At 75.3% G+C, this 25,561-nt stretch carries 9 protein-coding genes; 5 read left to right on the top strand and 4 right to left on the bottom strand.

Translation table 11 applies throughout. The features are described 5' to 3' along the window. From CRP51_RS27655 to CRP51_RS27640, 4 genes are all read right to left on the bottom strand, one after another. Positions 1-1,925, bottom strand: a 1,925-nt coding sequence (locus CRP51_RS27655; RefSeq protein WP_141514693.1) for a type I polyketide synthase, incomplete at its 3' end; no start/stop codon positions are given. 80 nt (positions 1,926-2,005) lie between these two features. Further along, positions 2,006-14,281: a type I polyketide synthase gene (locus tag CRP51_RS27650; protein ID WP_141514692.1), complete on the bottom strand. Its 12,276-nt coding sequence runs from the start codon at positions 14,279-14,281 to the stop codon at positions 2,006-2,008. 2,132 nt (positions 14,282-16,413) lie between these two features. Continuing rightward, the gene (locus CRP51_RS27645) at positions 16,414-17,460 is read right to left on the bottom strand and encodes a Gfo/Idh/MocA family oxidoreductase (protein ID WP_097234100.1); all 1,047 of its coding nucleotides are present in this window, start codon (positions 17,458-17,460) and stop codon (positions 16,414-16,416) included. Positions 17,461-17,481: 21 nt separating this feature from the next. Next, positions 17,482-17,781, bottom strand: a complete 300-nt coding sequence (locus tag CRP51_RS27640; RefSeq protein WP_141514691.1) for a hypothetical protein — start codon at positions 17,779-17,781, stop codon at positions 17,482-17,484. Positions 17,782-18,445: 664 nt separating this feature from the next. On the opposite strand from CRP51_RS27640, the gene fxlM reads away from it, so the two are divergent. The 5 genes from fxlM to CRP51_RS27615 all read left to right on the top strand — a co-directional run bounded on the left by fxlM (position 18,446) and on the right by CRP51_RS27615 (position 25,313). Continuing rightward, entirely contained in the window at positions 18,446-19,738 is a 1,293-nt protein-coding gene (fxlM, locus tag CRP51_RS27635) for a methyltransferase, FxLD system (protein ID WP_097234098.1), read from the top strand. After that, positions 19,731-19,937 (top strand): FxLD family lanthipeptide, encoded by a 207-nt coding sequence (gene fxlA / locus CRP51_RS27630; RefSeq protein WP_097234097.1) that lies wholly within the window; start codon positions 19,731-19,733, stop codon positions 19,935-19,937. The genes fxlM and fxlA overlap by 8 nt, the downstream gene beginning before the upstream one ends. Positions 19,938-20,032: 95 nt before the next feature. Next, positions 20,033-23,095, top strand: coding sequence for a lantibiotic dehydratase (locus CRP51_RS27625; protein ID WP_097234096.1), 3,063 nt, complete (start codon positions 20,033-20,035; stop codon positions 23,093-23,095). Next, complete coding sequence (locus tag CRP51_RS27620) at positions 23,092-24,339, top strand: lanthionine synthetase C family protein (RefSeq protein WP_245880841.1); 1,248 nt, start codon at positions 23,092-23,094, stop codon at positions 24,337-24,339. Before CRP51_RS27625 ends, CRP51_RS27620 begins: the two co-directional genes overlap by 4 nt. After that, positions 24,321-25,313 (top strand): thiopeptide-type bacteriocin biosynthesis protein, encoded by a 993-nt coding sequence (locus CRP51_RS27615; RefSeq protein WP_097234095.1) that lies wholly within the window; start codon positions 24,321-24,323, stop codon positions 25,311-25,313. Before CRP51_RS27620 ends, CRP51_RS27615 begins: the two co-directional genes overlap by 19 nt. Positions 25,314-25,561 lie beyond the last annotated feature (248 nt).

Raw genomic sequence — 25,561 nt, 5'->3', positions numbered from 1 at the left:
CCCCACGACTCAAGAAGCCGGAAGAGCGCCACCTCCACCGCGAACAACGCCGGCTGAGTCACCCCCGTCTCGTTCAACGCCCCCTCGTCCGCACCCCAAAGAGCCTCGGCAACCACCGGATCGAAGTGCGCGAGCACCTCGTCCAGCGCCTCCGCGAACACCGGGAAACGAGCGGCGAGTTCACGCCCCATCCCCAACCGCTGCGCACCCTGACCCGAGAACAGAAACGCCAACCGCCCCGGGGTGGCCTGCCCCAGCGTCAGGCCCGGTGCGTCGTCCCGGCCCTCGGCCAGGGCGGTCAACCCGGCGAGGAACTCGGCCCGTTCGGTGGCTACCAGCACCGCGCGGTGCGGGAAGGCCGTGCGGGTGGTGGCCAGGGCGTGGCCGACGTCGGCGGGATCGTGGTCGTGGTCGCCGAGGGTGGCGGCGAGTCGGGCGGCCTGGGCGCGGAGCGCCTCGGGGGTGCGGCCGGAGAGCGGCCAGGGCAGCACGGTGGTGGAGCGCGGCCGGTCGGTCCCGGCCGGGGGTGCCGGGTCGGCGGGCGGTGCCTGTTCCAGGATGACGTGCGCGTTGGTGCCGCTGACGCCGAAGGAGGAGACGCCGGCCCGGCGGGGTTCGCCGGTCTCCGGCCAGGGGCGGTGCTCGGTGAGCAGTTCCACCGCGCCCGCCGACCAGTCGACATGGGTGGACGGCGCGTCGACGTGCAGGGTGCGCGGCAGTTCGCCGTGCCGCATGGCGAGGACCATCTTGATGACGCCGCCGACGCCGGCGGCGGCCTGCGAGTGGCCGATGTTCGACTTCAGCGAGCCGAGCCACAGCGGCTCGCCCTCGCCCCTGCCCTGGCCATAGGTCGCCAGCAGCGCCTGCGCCTCGATCGGGTCGCCCAACGTGGTGCCGGTGCCGTGTGCCTCGACGGCGTCGACCTGGGCGGGGGTGAGGCGGGCCGAGGCCAACGCCTGGTGGATGACGTCCCGTTGGGAGGGGCCGTGGGGGGCGGTCAGGCCGTTGGAGGCGCCGTCCTGGTTGATGGCGGAGCCGCGGATGACGGCGAGGACCGGGTGGCCGTTGCGCTGGGCGTCGGAGAGCCGTTCCACCAGCAGTATGCCGACGCCCTCGCCCCAGCCGGTGCCGTCGGCGCCGTCGGCGAAGGACTTGCAGCGGCCGTCGACGGAGAGCGCCCGCTGCCTGCTGTACTCCACGAAGGTGCGGGGCGTCGACATGAAGGTGGCGCCGCCGGCCAGGGCGAGGGAGCACTCCTCGCGGCGGAGCGCGACCATCGCCAGGTGCAGGGCGACCAGCGACGAGGAGCAGGCGGTGTCGACGGTGACGGCCGGGCCGGTCAGGCCGAGGGTGTAGGCGATCCGGCCGGAGGCGATGCTGGCGGCGCTGCCGTTGGAGAGGTAGCCCTCGTAGCCTTCCGGCGCCTGGGGCAGTCGGCTGGCGTAGTCGTTGTAGACGAGGCCGGCGAAGACGCCGGTTCTGGTGTCCCGGGCGGTGGCGGGGTCGATGCCGGCGCGTTCGAACGCCTCCCAGGAGGTCTCCAGCAGCAGCCGCTGCTGGGGGTCGGTGGCCAGCGCCTCGCGGGGGCTGATGCCGAAGAACTCGGGGTCGAAGTCGGCGGCGCCCCGCAGGAATCCGCCGTGCCGGGTGAGGGAGGTGCCGGCGTGGTCGGGGTCGGGGTGGTGGAGTTGTTCGACGTCCCAGCCCCGGTCGGTGGGGAACTCGGAGACGGCGTCAGTGCCTTCGGCCAGCACCCGCCACAGGTCTTCCGGCGACGCGACGCCACCGGGGTAGCGGCAGCTCATCCCGATGATGGCGATGGGCTCGTGCTCCCGCTCCTCGACCTCGCGCAGCCGTCGGCGGGCGCTGCGCAGGTCGTTGGTGGCCCGCTTGAGGTAGTCGCGGAGCCTGGCCTCGTTCTCCATCTGGGGTGTGCTCCTTACAGCGGTGCGGGGTGCGGCGGTGGGGGGCGTGGGGGTGCCGGGGCGGGGGCGCTGCGGGTCGGTCACGAGGTCTCTAGCTCGTTGTCGAGGTAGCCGAAGAGCTCGTCGTCGGTGGCCGCGTCGAGGTCCGCGCCAGGGTCGGCCCCGGGGCCGGTGTCGGGGGTGTGGGCGCCGCCGGCGCGGGTGTCACTCCAGCGGGCGAGGAGGGCGCGCAGCCGCAGGTCGACCCGGGTGGCGGTGCCGTCGTCCGCGAGGTCGAACAGGGCGTGTTCCAGGCGGTCGAGCTGGTCGAGGAGGCCGGTCTCCGGCGCCGGCTCGCCGCCGGGCAGCAGGGTGAGCAGGTGGCGGCTGATGGCGGCGGCCGAGGGGTGGTCGAAGACGAGGGTGGAGGGGAGCCGCAGCCCGGTGGCCGTGGTGAGCCGGTTGCGGAGTTCGACCGAGGTGAGGGAGTCGAAGCCGAGGTCGCGGAGGGCGCGCGCCGGGTCGACCTGGCTGCCCGGGACGTGTCCGAGCACGGCGGCTATCTGGGCGGTGACCAGGTTGAGCACGGTCTGCTCGCGGTCGGCGGGGGGCTGGCCGGCGAGGGTGTCGGCGAGTGCCCCCGGTGCGGCGGTGCCGGTGTCGTCGGCGCGCCGGGCGGGGGCGCGGACCAGTGCGCGCAGGACGGGCGGCAGGGTGCCGTCGGCTGCCTGGCCGCGGAGGGCGGCGGTGTCGAGCAGGACGGGCACGAGGGCGGGGCGGTCGTCGTGGAGGGCGGCGTCGAGGAGCGCGAGGGCGTCGGCGGTGGGCAGGGGGCGGATGCCGGAGCGGCCGAGCCTGGCCCGGTCGCCGGCGTCGAGCCCGGCGGTCATGCCGCTGGCGGCCGCCCACATGCCCCAGGCGAGGGAGACCCCGGGCAGGCCGAGGGCGTGGCGGCGCTGGACGAGGGCGTCGAGCGCGACGTTGGCGGCGGCGTAGCTGGCCTGGCCCGCGCTGCCGAGGACGCCGGCGGCGGAGGAGAAGACGACGAAGGCGGTGAGGTCGGCGTCGCGGGTGAGGGCGTCGAGGTGGAGGAGGCCGTCGACCTTGGGGCCGAGGACCCGGTCGACGCGTTCCGGGGTGAGGGCGGGCAGCACGCCGTCGTCGACGACGCCGGCGGCGTGCACGACGGCGCCGAGCGGCCGGTCGAGGGCGGCGAGCAGTGCGGCGACGGCGGCGCGGTCGGCGAGGTCGCAGGCGGCGACGGTCACCTGGGCGCCGAGGGCGGTCAACTCCTCGCGGAGCTGTTCCGCGCCCTCGGTGTCCGGGCCGCGGCGGCCGGCGAGGGTGAGGTGGCGCACGCCGTGCGCGGTGACGAGGTGGCGTGCGACGAGCGCGCCGAGGGTGCCGAGGCCGCCGGTGACCAGCACGGCGCGGTCCGGGTCGAAGCGGGGGGCGGTGGGGTCACCGGCGCCGGGGCGCGCCTCGTCCGCGCTGGCCCGCGCCAGCCGAGGGGCGGTCAACCGCCCTTCATGCAAAGCGAGTTGGGTTTCTCCGGTGGCGAGTGCGGCGGGCAGGGCGCGGGCGCTGGCCGGGGTGCCGTCCAGGTCGAGGAGCGCGAACCGGCCGGGGTTCTCGGTCGCCGCCGAGCGGAGCAGGCCCCAGACGGCGGCCTGGGCCGGGTCGGGGTGCTCGGGGTGGACGGCGCCGTGGGTGACCAGGACGAGGCGGGTGTGTTCGGTCCGTGGGTCGGCGAGCCAGCGTTGGGTGAGGGCGAGGGCCCAGTGCACGGCGGCCCGGATCGGGTCGCCCGCGTCGGCCGGGTCGCCCGCGTCGGCCGGGCGGGGGCAGGGGGCGAGCAGTTCTGTGACGCCGTCGAGGCGGTCGAGTGCCGTTTCGAGTGCTGTTCCGAGTGCCGTTTCGAATGCGGTGGCGGGGTCGACGGGGTCGGCGGTGGCGGGGTCGACGGTGGCCGGGTCGGTGCCCAGGGTGGGCAGTGCGAGTCCGAGGGGGTTCCGGCCGAGCACGGCGAGCCCGGCCGGGGCCGCGCCGGGCGCCGGGGCCGCCGCCTCGACGGGGGCCCAGGTCAGGGCGAACAGCGCGTCGGCGGTGCGGGGGCGGGCCGACTGGTCGGCCGGCCGCAGCCGGACCTCGTCGACGGTGGCGACGGGCCGGCCGGCCGGGTCGGTGAGGGTCAGCGCGCCGCTGTCCGGCGCCGTCGGGGACCAGCGCACGCGCAGTGCCCGCGCGCCGACGGCGTGCAGCCGTGCGCCGGTGAAGCGGTGCGGCACCAGGGGGGCGGCGTCGGGTTCGTCCCGCGCGGGCGGCCGGGCCGCGTCCAGGGCGGCGTCCAGCAGCGCGGGGTGCAGCGCGAAGCCGTCGTCGCCGGCCTCCGCCGGCAGCGCCGCCTCGGCGTAGTGGTCGCCGTCGAGTCGCCAGGCGGCGCCGGGGCCGCCCGGGTCGGCGGGGGTGGCGCCGGGCGGCGGCCAGGCCGTCGGCTCGGCGTCGGCGGCCTGGGCCGGGGGGCCCGAGGCGAGGGTGCCGGTGGCGTGTTCTGTCCAGCTGTCGTTCCGGTCGGCGTCCTCGGGCCGGGAGTGGACGCGGACCGGCCGGGTGCCGTCGGCGTCCGGGCCGACCGTGACCCGCAGCGCGAGGCCGCCGCGTGCCGGCGGCGACAGCGGTGTCCGCACGGCGAGTTCGGCCACCGTGTCCAGGCCGTGGTCGGCCGCCGCGTGCAGGGCGAGGTCGAGGAGCGCGGTCGACGGGACGTCGTGGCGGCCGGCGAGCCACGGCTGGGTGCGGGCGGCCAGCCGGCCGGTGAAGACGGTGCCGGCCCCGTCGGGCAGGTGCACGGCGGCGCGCAGCAGCGGGTGGCCGCCGGTGGCGACGCCGAGGGCGCCGCCGGCGGCCGGGGCGACCGCCGCCGTCAGCCAGTACCGCTGGTGCTGGAAGGGATAGGTCGGCAGGTCGACTCGGCGGCCCGCGGCCGCCGGCGGGGCGAGGCGGGCGCCGCGCACGTGGAGCCGCGCGGCGGCGTGCGCCAGGCTCTCCGTCTCGGGCCGGTCGGCGCGCAGCGTCGGCACGAACACCGCGTCGGGCGCGCTGTCCTGGCCCATCGCGGCGAGCGTCCCGCCGGGCCCGACCTCCAGCAGGGTGGTGACGCCCCGCGCGGCGAGGGAGGCGACGGCGTCGGCGAACCGCACGGGCTGCCGCACGTGCCGCACCCAGTAGTCGGGCGAGGCCAACTCCTCGGCGGTGGCCGGCCGTCCGGTCAGGGTGGAGACGACGGGCAGCGTCGGCGTTCCGAAGGTGACGGACTCCAGCACCCGGCGGAAGTCGGCGAGCATCGGCTCCATCAGCGGGGAGTGGAAGGCGTGGCTGACCCGCAGCCTGGTCACCTTGCGGCCGTCCGCCTTGAGCCGGTCGGCGAGGTCAAGGACCTCCAGTTCGCGGCCGGAGAGGACCAGCGAACGGGGGCCGTTGATGGCGGCGATCCCGACGTGTTCCGAGCACTCGGGGGCGATCTCGTCCTCGGTGGCCTGCACGGCGATCATCACGCCGCTGGCCGGCAGCGCCTGCATCAGGGCGCCCCGGGCGGCGATGACGGCGCAGGCGTCGGGCAGCGGGAGGACGCCGGCGACGTGCGCGGCGGCCAGTTCGCCGATGGAGTGGCCGGCGAGCGCGTCGGGGGCCAGGCCCCAGGACTCCAGCAGGCGGTGGAGGGCGACCTCGACGGCGAAGAGCGCCGGCTGGGCGAACTCGGTGCGGTCCAGCGCCTTGCGGTCGTCGCCGAGGACGATGTCGCGCAGCGGCACCGGCAGCAGCGGGTCGAGGTGGGCGTAGACCTCGTCGAGGGCGTCGGCGAAGGCGGGGTGCGCCCGGTACAGGTCGCCGCCCATGCCGAGGCGCTGCGAGCCCTGGCCGGAGAAGAGCACGGCGAGCCGGCCGCCGTCCGGGGCGCCGGCGACGACCGCCGGGTGGTCGAGGCCGGCGGCCAACGCGTCGAGTCCGGCGCGCAGTCGCTCCTCGTCGTCGCCGAGGACGACCGCGCGCCGGTCGAGCGCGGCGCGGCCGGTAGCGAGGGTGGCGGCGACGTCCGCCGGGGCGAGTTCCGGCCGGGCGTCGAGGGCGGCGGCGAGCCGGGCGGCCTGGTCGCGCAGCGCCTGCCCGGAGCGGGCGGACAGCGGCCAGGCCAGCGGGTGGCCGGCGGGCTCCGCGCGCGCGGGGGCCTCGGGTGCCGGGGGTGCCTCGGCCTGTTCGAGGATGACGTGCCCGTTGGTGCCGCTGACGCCGAACGCGGAGACCGCGGCACGTCGCGGCCGGCCGGTCTCCGGCCAGGGCCGCTGGTCGGCGAGGAGCTCCACGGCGCCGGTCGTCCAGTCCACGTGGCGCGACGGCTCGTCCAGGTGCAGGGTCCGGGGCAGCACGCCGTGCCGCAGGGCCTGCACCATCTTGATGACGCCGGCGATGCCGGAGGCGGCCTGGGTGTGGCCGATGTTGGACTTGAGGGCGCCCAGCAGCAGCGGCCGGTCGGCCGGCCGGTCCTGGCCGTAGGTGGCCAGCAGCGCCTGGGCCTCGATCGGGTCGCCGAGCCGGGTGCCGGTGCCGTGGCCCTCGACGGCGTCCACGTCGCCCGTGGTCAGGCCGGCGTTGGCGAGGGCGGCGCGGATGACGCGCTGCTGTGCGGGCCCGTTGGGGGCGGACAGGCCGTTGGACGCGCCGTCCTGGTTGATGGCGGAGCCGCGGACGACCGCGAGCACCTGGTGGCCGTTGGCGCGGGCGTCGGAGAGCCGCTCCAGCAGGACGAGGCCGGCGCCCTCGCCCCAGCCGACGCCGTCGGCGGCGTCGGCGAACGGCTTGCAGCGGCCGTCGGGCGCCAGGCCGCTCTGCCGGCTGAACTCGGCGAACGGGGTGGGCGTCACCATCACCGCGGCGCCGCCGGCCAGCGCCATGGCGCACTCGCCCGAACGCAGCGCCTGCACGGCGAGGTTGAGGGCGACCAGCGCGGAGGAGCAGGCGGTGTCCACGGTGACGGCGGGCCCGCGCAGGCCCAGCGCGTAGGCGATCCGGCCGGAGACGACGCTGAGCGCGTCGCCGGTGAGCCGGTAGCCGTCCATCTCGGGGGCGGCCTGTTCCAGGCTGCCGGCGTACCCCTGGGGGGAGGCGCCGACGAAGACGCCGGTCAGGCTGTCGCGGGCGGTGGACGGGTCGAGGCCGGCCCGTTCGAAGGTCTCCCAGGCGAGTTCGAGGACCTGCCGCTGCTGCGGGTCCATGGCGAGTGCCTCGCGCGGGGAGATGCCGAAGAAGTCGGCGTCGAAGCCGCCGGCGTCGGCCAGGAAGGCGCCTTCCAGGGTGCGGCTGCGGCCCTCCGCCTCGGAGTCGGCCGGGTAGAGCCGGTCCGGGTCCCATCCCCGGTCGTCGGGGAACGGGCCGACGGCGTCCCGCCCCTCCAGCACCAGCGACCACAGCTCCTCGGGGGAGGCGACCCCGCCGGGGAAGCGGCAGCTCATGGCGACGACCGCGATCGGCTCGTGCGGGTCGCGGGGCGCGGGGCCGGCCGTGGCGGGTGCGGCGGCGGGGCGTGCGCCGGCGACCACGGTGTGCAGGTGGCGGGCGAGCGCGTCCGGCGTCGGGTGGTCGAAGACGACGGTGGTGGGCAGCCGGACGCCGGTGGCGGCGTTGAGGCGCTTGCGGACCTCGACGGCGGTCAGCGAGTCGAAGCCCAGCTCGCGGAACGGGCGGTCGGGGGCGACCGCGTCTGGCCCGTCGTGGCCGAGGACGGCGGCGGCGTGGCCGCGCACCAGGTCCGACAGCAGCCGGTGCTGGTCGGCTTCGGTGAGGCCGGCCAGCCGGTCGGCGAGCGCGCCGCCTGGCGCCGGCTCGGCGGCCGGCTCGGGCGCGGCCAGCGCGGCGACGGCGGGCAGGTCGCCGATCAGCGGGCGGGCGCGGGCGGCGGTGAAGCCGGGGGCGAAGCGCTCCCAGTCGATGTCGGCGACGGTCAGCGTGGTCTCGCCGGAGGTGAGGGCGGCGGCGAGCGCGCCGACCGCCAGCTCGGGCCGCATGGGGCGCATCCCCCGGCGGCGCAGTTGCTCGTTGAGGTCGCCCGCGGCCATGCCCTCGCCGGCCCACATGCCCCAGGAGACGGAGGTGGCGGGCAGCCCGGCGGCGCGGCGCTGGCCGGCGAGCGCGTCGAGGTAGGCGTTGGCGGCGCCGTAGGCGCCCAGTTCGCCGCTGCCCCACACGGCGGAGCCGGAGGAGAACAGCACGAACGCGTCGAGTTCCCGTCCGGCGCACAGCGCGTGCAGGTGGGCGGCGCCGCCGGCCTTCGCGGCCAGCGCGTGGGCCAGGTCGGCGGTGGTGGTGTCGGCGAGCGGCCGGGACGGGACGGTGCCGGCGGCGTGGAAGACGGAGCGGACGGGGGTGCCGTCGCGGTCGAGCCGGTCGAACAGCTCGGTGAGCGCGGCCGGGTCGGCGGCGTCGCAGGCGGCGACGGTGACCCGGGCGCCCAGCGCGGCCAGTTCGGCGGCCAGCTCCTCGGCGCCGGGGGCGTCGAGGCCGCGCCGGCTGGTGAGGACGAGGTGCTCGGCGCCGGCGCCGGCGAGCCAGCGGGCGACATGGCCGCCGATGGCGCCGGTGCCGCCGGTGATCAGCGCGGTGCCGCCGGTCCGCCAGGCGGGCGCGGGCGCCGGGGCGAGCGCCGGGGCGAGGCGGCGGGCGAAGACGCCGGAGGCGCGGATCGCCAGCTGGTCCTCGTCGCCGTCGCCGGTGAGGGCGGCCGTCAGCCGGGTCGCGGCGCGGGCGTCGGGGGTCTCGGGCAGGTCGAGGAGGCCGCCCCAGCGGTCGGGGTGTTCCAGGCCGAGGGAGAGGCCGAGTCCCCAGGTCGGGGCCTGCGCCGGGTGGGTCGGCGGGTCGGAGCGGCCGGTGCTGACGGCACCGGTGGTGGCCAGCCACAGCGGGGCGGTGACGCCGGCGGCGCCGAGCGCCCGGATCAGGGCGAGGGTGGCGGCCAGGCCGGCGGGGACGGCGGGCCCGGCGGGGTCGGGGGTCTCGTCGAGCGCCAGCAGGGAGAGGACGCCGGCCAGCGGCAGGTCGGCCGGCGGCAGCGTGTCGGGGGTGCCGTCGCTCTCCCGCACCTCGGCGCCGTGCGCGCGCAGCGCGTCGACGGCGGCGGCGTGCCACGGGTGGCCGGCGGTGGCGGGCGAGCTGACGAGGAGCCAGGTGCCGGTCGGCGCGGGCGTGCCGGAGGCGGACAGCGGGCGCCAGGCGATCCGGTAGCGCCAGCCGTCGACGGTGGAGCGCTCCCGGTGGCGGCGGCGCCAGTCGGCGAGGCTGGGCAGCACGTCGGTGAGCGGCGCGTCGGCCGGCACGTCCAGGGTGGCGGCGAGTTCGCCGTTCTCGACGGCGGACCAGAACGCGGCGTGCGCCGGGTCGTCGGCCTCGGCGGCGGGGCGGGCGGTGTCCTCGATCCAGAACCGGCGGCGCTGGAACGGGTAGGTGGGCAGCTCGACATGGCGTCCGGTGGGTACCGCGGCGCGCCAGTCGAAGGGCAGCCCGGCGACATACGCCTCGGCGGCGGAGAGCAGGAACCGGTCCAGGTCGCCGTCGCTGCGGCGCAGGGTGCCGACGACGACCGCGTCGCCGCCGGTGGCCTCCAGCGTCTCCCGGATGCCGAGGCCCAGCACCGGGTGGGGGCTGCACTCGACGAACGCGCCGACGCCCCGGTCGAGCAGGCCGCGGGTGGCCTCCTCGAAGCGGACGGTCTCCCGCAGGTTGCGGTACCAGTAGTCGGTGCCCAACTCGGTGCCGTCCAGCCACTCCCCGGTGACGGTGGAGAGCATCGGCACGCGGGCCGGGGTCGGGGTGATGTCGGCCAGCGCGGTGGACAGTTCGTCCCGGACGCGTTCCACGTGCGGCGAGTGGGAGGCATAGTCCACGGGCACCCTGCGCGCCCGCACCTCCCGCTCCGCACACCGCTCCACCAACGCGTCCAACGCGCCCGCGTCACCGGCCACCACCACAGACCCGGGACCGTTCACCGCCGCCACCGACAACCGCCCCTCCCACTCCCCCAACAACTCCCGCGCCGCATCCACCGACAACCCCAGCGACACCATCCCGCCCTCCCCCGACAACGCCAGAATCGCCCGACTCCGCAACGCCACCACCCGCGCCGCGTCCTCCAGGGACAACGCACCCGCCACATGCGCCGCCGCGATCTCCCCCTGCGAATGCCCCACCACCGCATCCGGCTCCACACCGAACCCACGCCACACCGCCGCCAACGACACCATCACCGCGAACAACGCCGGCTGCACCACATCCACCCGCTCCAGGGCGTCGGCGTCCGCGAGGACCTCCCACAGCGACCAGTCGACGTGCGGGGCGAGGGCGTCGGCGCAGGCGTCGAGCGAGGCGCGGAAGGCGGGCGACACCTCGGCCAGCGCGAGGCCCATGCCCAGCCACTGGGAGCCCTGGCCGGGGAAGACGAACGCGACCTTGCCGGTGGGGCGGGCGACGCCGACCGCGACGCGGGCGGACTCGGTGCCCCCGGCGAGCGCGTCGAGCGCGTCCGCGCCGCCGGCGACCACCACGGCGCGGTGGTCGAACTCGGCGCGGGACAGCAGCGTGTGGGCCAGGTCGGCCGGTGCCGTCCGCCGGGCGAAGGGGGCGAGTCGGGCGGCGTGGGCGGCGAGCGCGGCGGCGCTGCGGGCGGTGAGCACCAGCGGCGCGGGGGCCGCCCCGGGTATGGGTTCCGGTGTCCCGGCGGGGGGCTCGGCCGGTTCGAGGGCGGGGGCCTGTTCCAGCACGGCGTGCGCGTTGGTGCCGCTGATGCCGAACGAGGAGACGCCGGCCCGGCGGGGGCGCCCGGTCTCCGGCCACGGCACGGCCTCGGTGACCAGCGACACCGCACCCGCCGACCAGTCCACGTGCGGCGTCGGCTCGGTGATGTGCAGGCTCTTCGGCAGCGTGCCGTCGCGCAGCGCGAGGACCATCTTGATGAGGCCGGCGACGCCGGAGGCGGCCTGGGTGTGCCCGATGTTGGACTTGACGGAGCCGAGCAGCAGCGGCTGGTCGGCGGCCCGGTCCCGGCCGTAGGTGGCCAGCAGCGCGTCCGCCTCGATCGGGTCGCCGAGCCGGGTGCCGGTGCCGTGCGCCTCGACCGCGTCGACCTCGGCGGGCGTGATGCCCGCGTTGGCCAACGCCTGGCGTATCACCCGGCGTTGGGCCGGGCCGCTGGGCGCGGTCAGGCCGTTGGAGGCGCCGTCCTGGTTGATGGCGGTGCCCCGGATCAGGGCGAGCACGGGGTGCCCGTTGCGGCGGGCGTCGGAGAGCCGTTCCAGCAGCACCATGCTGGCGCCCTCGGCGAGACCGAAGCCGTCCGCGCTGGCGGAGAACGCCTTGCACCGCCCGTCGGGCGCGAGCGCCCGCTGCCGGCTGAACTCGACGAACATGCCGGGCGACGGCATCACCGTGACGCCGCCGGCCAGCGCCAGCGGGCACTCGCCGCGGCGCAGCGACTGCACCGCCAGGTGCAGGGCGACCAGCGACGAGGAGCAGGCCGTGTCGACCGTGACGGCCGGGCCGGCCAGGCCGAAGGTGTAGGAGAGCCGGCCGGAGGCGACGCTGGCGGTGTTGCCGGTCAGCAGGTAGCCCTCCAGGTCGGCGGGCGCCTCGTGCAGCCGGGGCCCGTAGTCCATGGTCATCGCGCCGAGGAAGACGCCGGCCTGGCTGCCGCGCAGCTCCCCGGCGTCGATGCCGGCGCGCTCCACGGCCTCCCAGGCGACCTCGAGCAGCAGCCGCTGCTGCGGATCCATCGCCAGCGCCTCGCGCGGGGAGACGCCGAAGAACTCCGGGTCGAAGTCGGGCACGTCGGCGAGGAAGCCGGCCTCCCGCTGGTAGTAGCCGCCGGCCCGCTCCGCGTCCTCGTCGTAGCGGCCGTCCAGTCGCCAGCCCCGGTCGGTGGGGAACGCGGTGACGCCGTCGCCGCCGGCGGTCAGCAGCTCCCACAGGTCCTCGGGGGAGGCGACCCCGCCGGGCAGCCGGCAGCTCATCGCGACCACCGCGATCGGGTCGTCGTCGCCGGCCGTCTGGCGGAGCACCGGCTCCTCGTCCTCCTCGGGGGCGCCGCGCAGCACCCGGTCCAGCAGCGCGGCCAGGCCCCGGCAGGTCGGGTTGTCGAACACCGCGGAGACCGGCAGCCGCAGCTCGGTGGCCGCGTTGAGCAGGTTGCGCAACGTGACCGCGCCCGCCGAGTCGACGCCCAGCTCCAGCAGCGGCGCGTCGGGGTCGGTGATCCGTTCCCGGCTGCCGCCGACGACGGCGGCGACCTGCGCGCGGACCAGGTCCAGCAGGAAGGCGGCGCGGTCGGGCGCGGCGGCCAGCCGGTCGGCCAGCGAGGGCGCGGCGCCGGTGGGCGGCGCGACGCCCAGCGGGTAGCCGGGCAGCGGCACGGGGCGGGCGTCCCGGTCGGCGAGGACCGCGTGCCAGTCCGGGAGCACGCCGTGCGCGTGCAGCTCGGCGAGGGCGGCGGTCGCCTGGTCGAGTCCGCCCCGGTCGCGGCGCAGGGTGCCGACCACGGCGGCGGGCACGCCGGCGTCCTCCGCGGTCTCCTGCACCGCGCGGGTGAGCACCGGGTGGGGGCTGGGCTCCAGCAGCAGGCGGTGGCCGTCGGCCAGCGCGGCCCGGGTGGCGCGTTCGAAGTCGGCGGTGTTGCGCAGGTTGCGGCACCAGTGGTCGACGGTGAGGGCGGCCGGGTCGACCCGGCCGCCCGCGGTGGCCAGGTAGAGCGGCACGTCGGTGGGGCGGGGGGCGATGCCGTCGAGGTCGGCGCGCATCGCGTCCAGCACGGTGTCGACCTGGCGGCCGTGCGCGGCGAGCCGGATGGCGATGCCCCTGGCCTTCACGCCGTCGGCTGCCAGCTCGGCGAGCAGCGCGTTCGCCGCCTCCTCGGTGCCGGAGACCAGCACCGAGCCCGGGGCGTGAACGGCGGCCAGGTCGAGCTCCGGGAAGCGGACCAGCCGGGCCCGCACCTCGTCGGCCGAGGCCAGCACCGACAGCATCACGCCGCGTTCCAGCAGCGCCACCTGCGCGCGGCTGAAGCGGGCGACCGCGCGGGCGCCGTCCTCGACGGTGAGCGCGCCGGCGACGGTGGCGGCCGGGATCTCGCCGACGCTGGAGCCGATCACGGCGTCGGGGCGCACGCCCCAGGAGCGCCACAGCGCGGACAGCGCGACCATCACCGCCCAGAGCGCGGGCTGCCCGACCTCGGGCCGGTCCAGCGAGGGCGCCTCGACGGTGCCGCGCAGGACGTCCAGCACCGGCCAGTCCACGTGGGGTTGGAGCGCCGTGGCGCAGGCGTGCAACTGCTCGGCGAACACCGGTGAGCTGTCGAGGAGTTCCGCCGCCATGCCGGTCCACTGCGGGCCGTGGCCGGGGAAGACGAAGGCGAGGTCGCCGGCCGCCGGGCGGTCCTGGCCGCCGGTGGCCGGGCCCGGCACCGGCCGACCCTCGCTCAGCGCGGTCAATTCCTCGATGAGACGGGTCCGTTCGGTGCCGACGAGGACGGCGCGGCGGGGCAGCGGGGGCCGGGTGGTGGCCAGCGAGAGGGCGAGGTCGGCGAGCGGCAGGGTCGGCTCGGCGGTCAGCAGGGCGGCGAGTTCGGCGGCGCGGGCCCGCAGCGCGTCCTGGCTGTGCGCCGACACGGTGACCGGGACGGGCGGCCCGTCCGGCGCGGCCCGTCCGGGCCCGGGTCGGCCCGCCCGCGCCGCCGCCTCGACGAGCGCGGGCGGCTCGGCGGGCCAGTCGGCCTCGGTGCCCAGCCGGTAGCCGAAGGTGTCGGCGCGGGCCGTGTCGGCCCCGGCCAGCACGGCGTAGGCGCCGTCCGCGCCGACCAGGGCGCGGGCGCAGACGCCGGCCCGCAGGTCGGCGAGCGCGGCGGCGAGCGGCTCGGGGCCGGTCAGCCGCGGGCCGCGCAGTCCGAGCACGGCCGCCAACGCGGCGGCCGGGTCGGCGGGTTGACCGTCCGGGTCGGCCGCGGTGGTCGGCGGGTGCACCAACGGGAGCGCTGGGGCCGCTGGTTCGGTTCGGGCGCGCGTCGGGTCGTCGGCGGACGGGGCGGGTTGGCCGGTCGGGTCGGCCGGCGTGCCCGCCCGGTCGGGGGCGGACAGGTAGACGCCGACGCCGGCGGGGTCGTCGGCGGCGAGACCCGCGTCCTCGCAGGCCCGCCACGCCGTCGCCAGCTCCGCCGCCCGCTCCTCGGTCAGCGGGAGGCCGGTCAGCTCGGCCAGGGCGCCGGGATCGCGGCCCGCCCGCGCCGTGGCGGCGGGGGCGGCCCCGATGACGACGACGGTGTTGGTGTCAGCAAATCCGGATTCGCGCATGGCGGCCTCTGCCCTCGTCAGTCGTCCACAGGAACGAAACACTCGTACGATTGGCCCGTTTTTGATTCGGCACCGACGCTGCGACAACGGCGGTAATGAAAGGTCAGTTCTACTCACGTTGTCAACACGAGGCGTCCGCCGCTTGGTTCCGGAACGCGACGCCCGCATTGCCGCCACGATTCCCAGGTCAGGATTACCCGAAGGGCGTCACGCCGACGTGTGGCGCAACATCAGGACTCACCCAATTTACTGTGCGGACTCACGGAATTAACGCATCTTTCGAAGCCTCCCCGGGACGCGCGGGAGACGCCGTGTCGCCGCCGCGCCGGACGGGGCATCGTTGGCCCGGCCGGGAGGTTAACGTTCGGTCGATTCATCGGAAACCGCCTGTCAGACGGTTGTCATATGCCAGCCACATGAGCCCCGTTGACCTGCCGGCGGGGACCGGAATTCACCTGGTGACTCGGATTTCACATCCGCTCCACGCCCGCGCCGGACGGCGGGCGCCCGCGCGCTCCGACACCCGCGCGGGAGCGTGTCCCAGGCGCCCTGGACACCCTCTCTCCCGGCGGGGAACCGGTTCACCGGATGAACTCCCGGTGCGCCACGGGTGGCGCGACCGGCCTCCGCCACACGTCGCTGAAGTGGGGAAACCGTCGCCCGCCTCACACCGGGCACCCGCCGGCCGCGCGCCCCCCACCACCGCCACGCCGCACGCCGCCCGAACCCGGAAAGCACGGAGACGACAGGCCGGCCGCCTCTCGGGAAAGGTGCGGAAAACACCGGACGATACCCGTGGGACAGGGCATCCTTATCGGGACACCGGGCACCGCCATGAAGCATTCCATTAAGCGGTGTTACCGGGCCTTGCGCGTGGCACGCCCTACGCGGCACGGCCTCGGCGGCGCGCGTCTGCAAGCAATCGAACCCAGGTCACGGGTCACTGCACTTTGCCCCCCTTTTCATGGACTCTGCGGGTTGGTCGGCCCGACACAGAAGGTCAAGGGAACGACGCTCCACGCGGACCGATTGACCGCATGGGCGAATCGCGCAAGACCGGCCGAAAGTCATGCCCGCGATCCTGCGCCTGTCTCAACGGTATCCGCATGGGCGTTGCCCGCGCCAGGCACTCCGCCTGTGGTTATGGTGCGACGATTACCCGGGCACTACCGGCGCGTAGATCACGCCTCCGGGCGCGCCGAATACGATCCGGGACACGCCGGCACGAATAGCGGAAGCCGTCGCGACCTGGAACGATCCGAAAGATGTGCGTTCACACATCCGAGGCGAAACTGTTCGGTCACCCGGACATGCCGACGGGCATCCGACGACACGGGCATGACATGTCATGCCCGAAGTGCCGCTTGAACGCTCCGCTTTCGCCCGCTTGCGATCCGTGCCCGTTCGGTCCCCGCGCTCCGAACCGACCCGTCCGGGCGCGGTACGGGCACCCTCGGGCGGCCGGCCCCGGTCACCCCTCGGGCGCCCGGCGGCGGAAGTCGCGAAGAAGCGGTGACGAGGCGTCACATGCCTGTCATGAGGCCGAACTTGGCGTTCACGCGCGGATCGTGTTCGGGGCGAGCGGCACGGGGTAGGCGTTCCCCGGCTTCCCTCGCCGACGGCGGCGCGGCCCCGGCGCCCCGGCCCCGGCGCGCCGCTCCCGGCGGGCGGCGCCATCCCCGGCGGACGGCGCCGTGCCCGAATCCCCCCGCCACGCGCGAGATTCGGCCGCGACCGGGACATCGGCCGACGCGGGTCTCGCGGCGCGGGCCGCGCGGGCGGCGCGGGTCTCGCGGCGCGGGCGGCGCGGCGCAGGCCGCGCGGCGCGGGTCTCGCGGCGCGGGCGGTGCGGGTCTCGCGGCGCGGGCGGCGCGGACGCCGCCCCGACCGGACCGAGCTCGGCCCAGCGCCGCGCCGCGCGGCTCAGCGCAGAGCGGTTCGGCTCAGCGCCGCTCAGTCCAGCGCCGCTCAGCTCAGCGCACCGCTCGGCTCAGCGCCCGGCTCAGCACGGTTCAGCGCAGCGGGCGCCGCGCGGTACATCCCAGCGGGCACCGCCCGGCTCAGCGCAGCGCGCCGCGCGCCGCGCGGTGCAACACGCCGCCTCGGCGCCGCTCAGCGCAGCGCCGCCCAGCTCAGCGCACCGCCCGGCTCAGCTCAGCGCAGCGCGCCGCGCCGCGCGCCGTCTCGATGATCTCCAGCCCTCGCACGGCGTCCGCCGGGTCGACGGGCAGCGGCGTTCCCTTGGTGAGCGCATCGCCCAACGCCCGGTAGAACGCCAGGTGTTCACCCGCGCGCAGCGGGACGGCACGCTCCCCCTCGGGCGAGGCGAGCACCGCCGCGCGGCCGTCCTCGTGCACGCCGAAGCCCGGGTCGCCGGGGCGCATCCCGGCCTTGGACTGCGGCTCCTGTGGGTCGAGACCGTGCGAGGTCAGCACGCCACGGGAGCCGACCACCCGGAACCTGGGCCGGTTCGACGGGGAGGTCGCGCTCATCCACAGCCGGGAACGCACCCCGTTGGCGTGCGTGAGGGAGAGGAACACGTCGTCGTCGGCGACGGCGCCGGGGCGGCGGCGGTCCAACTCGGCGTGGACGTCGACGACGTCACCGAAGAGCAGCAGCGCCTGGTCTATCAGGTGCGGGCCGAGGTCGAAGAGGATGCCGCCGCCCTGCTCCGGGGTCGCGACGTCCTTCCACCGCGAGGTGAGCCGAGGCGCCCACCGCTCGAAGGCCGACTCGAACTGGCGCACCTCGCCGATCTCCCCCGCCGTCAGCGTCTCCCGCACGGTCAGGAAGTCGCCGTCCCAGCGTCGGTTCTGGAAGACGGTCAGCGGCACGCCCGCCGCCTCGGCCTCCGCCGCGAGGGCGCGCGACTCGGCGGCGGAGATGCCCAGCGGCTTGTCCACGACGACCGCGAGCCCTTTGGCGAACGCCCGCCGCGCGAAGGGGGCGTGGGTCTCGTGGGGGCTGGTGATCACGACGACGTCGAGGTCGTCCCTGGCGAACACCTCGTCCGCGCTGGCCAGCACGTCCGCGTCGGCGTACTCGCCGGCGGCGGCGACCCGGTCGGGGTCGGTGGTGACGATGGCCGAGACGGCGAAACGGGGCTCGGCGGCGAGCAGCGGCGCGTGGAAGACGCGTCCGCCGGTGCCGAAGCCGATGACGGCGGTGCGGAGGGTCATGGTGTGCTCCAGTGTGACGGTTCAACGGGGGCCGAGGTCGGTGGGCGGCGTGGCGGCGACCCGGTCGTTCATGTCGAACGCGTCGTCCGGACCGGCCACTTCGAGGGCGACGACGCTCGCCCCGATCCGTTCGTGCCGCGAGACGCCGACGACGGTCCTCGCGGCCCCCGGGGCGCGGCTGGCCGGGAAGCCGAGGGCCGCCGCCGCCAACGGCACGCCGGCCTCGGCGCGGAGCGCCCCGCTCTCCCGGATCGCCGCCGGCAGCGGCACCTCCGGCACCCGACGGTACCCGCAGCGGCGGGCGACCGCGGCGGCGGGCACGACCGGCGAGCGCGACCGGCGAGCGCGCCGAAGACGCCGGCGTTCCCCCTCGTCCCCCCGCGCCCGTCCCCCGGCGCCCGTCCCCCGGCGCCCGCACGCGCGGGCCGCACCCGCCACGTGCCGCGGCGGACGTCGGTGATCCTCCCGCCTCGCACCGACGGAGGAGCTGACCGCACGCCGACGCGACCACTTCCACCGGGCCGTGAGGGGCCGATCACCCGGTCGTGGGAGACGAGGGCCCCGAGCGTGGGCCCTCGTGAGGGCGCACCCCACGAGCGCGCGGGACGCCAACGGCCGAGGGGCCCCGAATCGGCGCCTTCCCCGAAAGCGCGATACGGACAGAGTCAGCCGGAGAGAAACGTCGCCGCAGCGGAGACCGGGCACAACGCGGCGGCCCTCTACGCACTCCCCGAAGTGGGAATTTCCTACTTTACGGTTGTCTCGCGGTAGCGGACGACGGGGCGACCCAGCGGATGATTTCAGCCGTGCGGCCTTGGCGGGATTCCGGTGTTCTGTGACACTCCGTGTGCGATACGTGATTACACTGCGGCGCCTTCGTCTTTCGCGATGGAGGGGGAACATCGACACACGCACCGCACGGCGGGTCGACGCGCACGGAATCGTAACCGGTCCGGGCACCGCTCGCCGGCACCGGAGGGACCTGATGGCCGACCAGTCCGATGCGACACGCGCCGACTTGTTGCGCGAGAACGTCGTCGAGAAACTCGTCGCGAGAGGCGAGATCGTCTCGGATGAGGTCGAGCGGGTGATGCGGGGGATTCCTCGGCATCTGTTCACGCCCGAGGCGTCCCTGGACGATGCCTACAGCGCGTACAACGCGGTCGTCACCAAACGGAACGCCAGTGGCGTCGCGGTGAGTTCGGTCTCCGCCCCCCAGGTGCAGGCCTTCATGCTGGAACAGGCCGACGTGCGCCCCGGGATGCGGGTGTTGGAGGTCGGTTCGGGTGGCCTCAATGCCGCCTACCTGGCAGAACTGGTCGGGGACCGGGGCGAGGTCACGTCCGTCGACATCGACGCCGAGGTGACGGACCGGGCGGCCCGCCTGTTGAAGGAATACGGCTATCCGCAGGTACGCGTGGTGACCGGGGACGCGCATGGCGGGGTGCCGGACCACGCCCCCTATGACCGCATCATCGTCACGGTCGGGGCCTGGGACATCCCCGTCGCCTGGATCACGCAACTCGTCGATCGCGGACGGCTGGTGGTACCCCTCCGAATGCGGGGTCTGATGCGTTCGGTCGCCTTTCAGCGCGTTGGCGACCATCTGGTCAGTACGTCCGCCCGCATTTGCGGATTCGTGCCCATGCAGGGCATCGGCGCACACGAGTCGCAGGTACTGCTGATCACCGGAACGGATGAAGTCACCCTGCGTTTCGATGACGGGCTGCCGACCGAACCGAGCCTCCTCGACAACGCGGTCCGCACCCCGAGAGCCGAATTGTGGACGGGCGTGACGATCAGGCGCGGCGTTCCGGTTGACACTCTTCAACTGTTCATGGCGACCGCGTTGCCAGGCTTCTGCACCATGTCGGTGAACCCGGACCTGGATTCCGGATTGGTCGCTCCGTACAACAGGCGCTTCTCCCTGGCGTCCGTGTCGGAGGACGGGCGGAACTTCGCCTACCTCACCCCGCGTCCCGCCGCCGACGCGGCGTTCTTCGAGTACGGAGTGCACGCCCTCGGTCCTGAGGCGGAGGCGTTCGCGGAACGCGTCGCCGGCTTCCTGATCACCTGGGACCGGAAGCACCGCGGCGGGCCCGGTCCGCGGATCGCTGTGTACCCCGCCGGCACCCCCGACACCCGTCTCTCCCATCCACCCGGCAGCCGCGTGCTGGAGAAGGCGCACAGCCGGGTCGTCCTCTCCTGGCCGGAGCACCCAGCCGGCAGGGGGGACAGCGAATACGCCTCAGAGAAGGAGATTGATCGACATGTCTGATCCTGGCTCCTCGGGCAGCGCCACCGTGCTGGCAGAACCCTCGGCTGAGGAGTTCGACGACTTCACGCTGGACGTGCGTGTGGTGGTGGCTACGCGTCCGCACGGGAACACCAACGACTGCCCGACCGACGACGGTTGCGGAGACACCTGCCAGGACGGTGCCTCGGCCTGCGACTCGTTCATCGACGATCCCGCCTGAGCGGACGATCGACCCGTACGGCAAGACCTCCGAGGGGCCGGGCCGCCGAGGCGCCCCGGCCCCTCGGGCGCTCGCACGCCCGAGCGAAGGGAGTGATGACGGTGGCGCGGCACACGGCGAGGCATCGCTTCCACGCCGGCGCGCTCATCCGCGCGACCACCGACCCCGGCGGGCTCGCCCTGCCCCGCGATCTCGACCTCGACGACGAGGACGCCTGCCGGAAGTGGCTGGGGAGCGTGTGGCGGCGCGAGCAGATCCGGACCGCGGTGGGAACGTCCAGCCCCGCTCTCGCCAGGCGCGTCGACGCCCTCGTCGCGGGAGGCCCGGCCTCGCCTCGCCGGGTCAGGCGAGCCGCGCTCTCCCTGGCCTCCTACCTGCTGCGTTGGCAGCGACGCCCCACCCCCTTCGGTCTTTTCGCCGGCGTGGCCCCCCTTCAGATCGGAGGCGAGCCGAAAGCTCGTTGGGGCACCGAGCACCGCGTCGTTCCGCGCGCCGACGCGCTCTGGATGGCAAGCGTCGTCGAACGTCTGCAGACATCGCCCGAGCTGCTGGCTCGCCTGCGCGTCGTCGCGGTCGACGTCGGGCAGCGGAGAGGCGCACGATGGGTGGTGCCGGGAGCACCCACGGGCGCGCGGAGCGGGGAACTGGCTCCTCTTGAGGTCTCGGTCCGTCACACACCGCCGGTCGCCGCGGCGCTGGAGATGGCGAAGACACCCGTCGAAGTGGGCGAGTTGCGCGATCGGCTCGTCGAACGCTTCCCGGCCTCCGGGGTCGAGCGGGTCACCGCGCTGCTGCGCGGACTGATCGCGGAGAAACTGCTGCTCACCTCGCTGTGGGCCCCGATGACCTGTCCCGACGCGCTGGGGCACGTGTGCGGCGAGCTGGCGTCAGCCGGCGCGGTCCACATCGACGGCGTGCGGGAGCTGACCGGCGCGCTGCTGGCGTTGCGCGACGGGTTGGCGGGAGCACAACCGGCGCAGGACACCGCCCTGGCCGGCCTGTCCCACCGGATGCGCGCGCTGTCCGACGCCGGCGAGACACCGCTGGTCGTCGACACGGCCCTCGACTGCGACGTGCGCGTGCCGGAGACCGTCGTGCGCGAGGCGGAGGAAGCGGTCGGGGTGCTGCACCGCCTCTCGCCCCACCCGGCCGGGCACGATGCCTGGCGCGACTACCACGGCCGCTTCCGCGTGCGCTACGGAACGGGCGCGGTCATCCCGGTACTCGACCTGGTGGCCGACAGCGGACTCGGCTTCCCGGCCGGCTACCTCGGCTCGCCCTACCATCGCCCCGTTCGGCGACAGGACGAGCGCGACCGGGCACTGCTGGCGCTGGTCCAGCTGGCCACTCTCGACGGCACGGGCGAGATCCTGCTGACCGTACGGCTGATCGCCGATCTGACGAGTGGCGAGGTCCGCCCGTCACCGCGGGTCGAAGTGGCTTTCGAGATCCACGCGCCCACCCGGGAGGCGCTGGCGGGGGGCTCGTTCCAGTTACTGATCACCGGAACGCCCCGGCCTGGCAGCAGCATGGCGGGCCGCTTCGCCCAGCTTCTTCCCGCCGAGCCCCGGGCCGGAGTCGCGGACAGCTACCGTTCCCCCAGCCCGGACGTCATCGCCGCACAGCTGTCCTTCACCCCCCGACGGCGACGCAACGAGAACATCACCCGCGCCCTGCCGCTCCTCCCGCACGTCGTACCGCTGGGAGAACACCGAGCACCCGCGGACGGGCTGATCCCGGTGACGGACCTCGCGGTCTCGGCCCACGAGGACGGGTTCCGTCTCGTGCGGCTGTCGACCGGCCAACGGGTCGAGCCCCGCGTACCCCACGCCCTGGAAGCGGGCGTCCACACCCCACCGTTGGCGCGTTTCCTCGCCGAGGTCGCCACAGCCCGCTGCTCCGTCTACGCCTCCTTCGACTTCGGCGGCGCGGCACGGCTGCCCTATCTCCCCCGCGTCCGCTACCGGCGCACGGTCCTCGCGCCGGCCCGCTGGCTGCTGACGGCCGGAGAACTGCCGCCCCGCACCGCCTCAACGCAGGAATGGACCGCGGAGCTGGCGGCCTGGCGCTGCCGGCTTCGCGTTCCCCACCGGGTCACCCTGGTGGAACACGACCAGCGCCTCCCCCTGGACCTGACCCACCCCGTGCACCGACTGCTGCTTCGCGGACGCCTCGACACCCTCCGCCGCCTGGAACTCCGCGAGGACCTGCGGCCACAGAACGACGGCTGGCTCGGCAGGGCCCATGAAGTCCTGCTGCCCCTCACCCTCCCGGCAGCCGAGAGCCCGTCCGCCCAGGCCAGGAGGGCACCACGCACCGCACCGCTCCGGGCACCCACGGAGCCGCACGAACAACTGCCGGGCGCGTCGACCATCCTGCACGCGAGGCTGCACGCCCATCCGGCCCGCTTCGACGAGATACTCACCGACCACCTCTCCGCCCTCATGGACGACCTCGACGACGAGACCGTCACCTGGTGGTTCAACCGCCGCCGCGCCACCCCGCGTCCGGACGCCGACCAGTACCTCGTCCTCTGCCTGCGCCTACCCGGCCCCGACAGCTATCCGTCGGCCGCCGCACGCCTCCACCACTGGGCCGACGGACTGCGCCACGAGCGCCTCCTCGCCCAGCTCACCCTCGCCACCCACGAGCCACAGCCGGGCCGATACGGACACGGTGCGGCGCTGCGAGCCGCCCAGGCGGTGTTCGCCGCAGACTCGGCGGCCGCCCTCGCCCAGCTCCGGGCGACCACCCCCGACAGCACCGCGAGCCAGGCGCTCACCGCCGCCGCGATGGTCGACCTCGCCACCCGCTTCGCCCCCGACACGGACCAGGGCCTGCGCTGGGTTCTTGCCACCTTCCCCCAGCGGCACGGGCCGCTGGACCGCGCACTGCGCGACCAGGCGATGGCACTCACCCTCGCGTCAGGGAGAGCTTCGCTCCCCGATCCGGTGACCCTGGCATGGCGGCGGCGGGCCACCGCCCTGGACGCCTACCGCCGGGAGTTGGCACCGCAACGCGCTCCCCACACCGTGTTGGGCGCGCTCCTCCACCGCCATCATGTGAGGGCTCTCGGCATCGATCCCGACCGCGAACAGGTCACCGCTCGCCTGATACGCGCCTGCGCACTGCGCCAACAGGCCCGGAGGCCACGGTGATCGCGCCTCCCGCTCCCCGGCCCGCGAGCGCGGCCGAGCTGAGCGACCGCCTCGCACACCGTCTGGAGGAGCCAGAGCCACCGCCCGCCGGCGAGTCGTGGCGTGCGCACTCCCTGAGTCAGGGCACGGCCGGCATCGCGCTGCTCCACACCGAGCGCGCCCACCGTGCGGCCACCACGTGGCGGCACGCCCACCGGTGGATCAGCGCCGCCTCGGCCGGCGAGATCGACGCCTCCGACGACTCCGGGCTCTTTCACGGCGTACCGGCCGTCGCCTTCCTCCTCAACGCCGCCGCGGGCGACTCCACCCGCTACCGCCACGCGCTCGCCACTTCGGACCACCATGTCGAACGCCTGGCCCGTCACCGCGCCGCCCTCGCCATCGACCGCCTCCGCGCCGGAGGGCCGCCGTCCTTCCGCGAGTTCGACATCTTCCACGGACTGACCGGCATCGGCGCGCATCTCCTCCATCGCGACGCCGACAGCGCGTCACTGCGCCTCGTTCTCGACTGCCTCGTCGCCCTCACCCGCCCTCTGCGGTACGGCGGCGCCACGGTGCCCGGGTGGTGGGTCGGCCACGACCCGCGCGCGCGGACCTCCGCCCGCTATCCGGACGGACACGGCAACCAGGGGGCGGCCCACGGCATCGCCGGCCCCTTGATGCTCCTGGCCCACACCGCGCGTCGGGGCATCACCGTCGAAGGACAGTACGGTGCCATCGCCACCATCCAGGCGTGGTTCGACCGGTGGCGGCAGCACGGCCGGACCGGTTCCTGGTGGCCGGAGCACCTCACGCTGCACGATCTCCGCGCCGGACACCCCCGCCAACGCGGGCCGGCGCGCCCCAGCTGGTGCTACGGCACGCCCGGCATCGCCCGAGCCCTGCAACTCGCCGCTCTCGCCACCGGCGACACCGATCGGCAACGCGCGGCCGAACGCCACCTCCTCGACTGCCTGACCGACCCCGCCCAACTCGCGCGCCTCACCGACTCCGCTCTCTGCCATGGTTGGGCCGGTGTGTACCAGACCGTCTGGCGCGCGGCTCAGGACGCCGTCGATCACCGCCTGCACGCGCTTCTTCCCCGGTTGGCCCAGTCCTTGCGACACCACGTCGCCTCGCACTCCGACCCCATGACACGGCGGGGGTTTCTCGACGGCGGCGCGGGCACCGCCCTCGCTCTCGCCACTGCCGCGACCGGTACGGCGCCGATCTCGGGATGGGACAGATGCCTGCTGATCATCTGAACAAGGAGACCGCGACGCTGGCCGAAGCCGTCCTGGCCGTCCTGGCCGGGAACCGTCTCGACGAGATCGCGCGCGCTCACGGGATGGAGCCCACCGAACTCGCCACCGCGGTCGACCTCTACCACCGTGCGGGCCGAAGCGCCCTCGCCCGTCCGCCGGGCGGGGGCTGGTGGCAGTTCTCCGTCGAGTTCCCCGACTGGGCGACCGCCGAGGCCACGGCCGTGCGGTCTCTCGCCCCCGTCCTGCACCGCGCCGAACGCGACGGCGCCGTCTGGTGGTTCATCCGCAAACACCCCTGCTGGCGACTGCGCGTCCGACCGGTCAGCGAAGCCTTGAGGACGGCCGTCGCCGCCTCGCTGGACCAGCTCACGGCCACCGGCCGACTGCGCCACTGGTCGACCGGCACCTACGAAGCCGAGACCGGTGCCTTCGGCGGTCCGATCGGCATGGAAGCCGCCCATGCGCTCTTCCACGCCGACAGCCGCATGATCCTCACCACCGCGCCTCGAAGCACGCCTCTGGGCCGGCGTGAACTGTCGATCCTCCTGTGCACCGGACTGTTCCGGGGCGCGGGGCTGGAGTGGTACGAGCAGGGCGACGCGTGGGAACGCGTCACCCTCGAACGCCCCCTGCCCTCCGATGTCCGCGCCGGCCGACTACCGCCGCTCGTGGAGGATCTACGCCATCTGCTGCGCGCCGACCTCCGCCCCGAGGGGCCCCTCCTGAGCGGGGACGCACCGGCGGCCGCCGTGGCCGGCTGGGTGCGGGCGTTCGAGAAGGCCGGCCGCGGTATCGGCACGGCGGCCCGTGAAGGAACGCTGAGCCGTGGCTTGCGGCAGGTCCTCGCCTACCACGTCATCTTCCACTGGAACCGTCTCGGTCTCCCGGGCAGGACCCAGAGCGTCCTCGCCTCCGCGGCCCGCGCGGCGATCCTCGAAGCCGAGCCCCCGTCGCGCGCCGCCTCCTCCGGTTGACCCGTCGCGACCGGTCGCCGGCGGGCGCCGCGCCGGCGGGCGCCGCGCCGGCGGGCGCCGCGGCGGCGGGCGCGCCCGGTGTGGGCCGTGCTTGACCTGGACCGGGGTTCAACGCCGAGGCTTGCGGCATGAGTTTCCTGAGTCAACCCCTACGCCGCCAGGGGCTCCTCGGCGGCAGTGTTGATCTTGTTGTTGGCTTGGTGGGTGGCGGGGTCGTAGCAGGTACCGTCACGCCAGCAGGCCCACAT

It is taken from the genome of Streptomyces zhaozhouensis (assembly GCF_900230195.1).
Lineage (GTDB): Bacteria > Actinomycetota > Actinomycetes > Streptomycetales > Streptomycetaceae > Streptomyces > Streptomyces zhaozhouensis.
This window is presented reverse-complemented; position numbering and strand designations above follow the sequence as displayed.

Coding starts and splice junctions, on each gene's coding strand:
- CRP51_RS27650 (WP_141514692.1), bottom strand. CDS start 14,281: ATGCGCGAATCCGGATTTGCTGACACCAACACCGTCGTCGTCATCGGG.
- CRP51_RS27645 (WP_097234100.1), bottom strand. CDS start 17,460: ATGACCCTCCGCACCGCCGTCATCGGCTTCGGCACCGGCGGACGCGTC.
- fxlM (WP_097234098.1), top strand. CDS start 18,446: ATGGCCGACCAGTCCGATGCGACACGCGCCGACTTGTTGCGCGAGAAC.
- fxlA (WP_097234097.1), top strand. CDS start 19,731: ATGTCTGATCCTGGCTCCTCGGGCAGCGCCACCGTGCTGGCAGAACCC.
- CRP51_RS27625 (WP_097234096.1), top strand. CDS start 20,033: ATGACGGTGGCGCGGCACACGGCGAGGCATCGCTTCCACGCCGGCGCG.
- CRP51_RS27615 (WP_097234095.1), top strand. CDS start 24,321: ATGCCTGCTGATCATCTGAACAAGGAGACCGCGACGCTGGCCGAAGCC.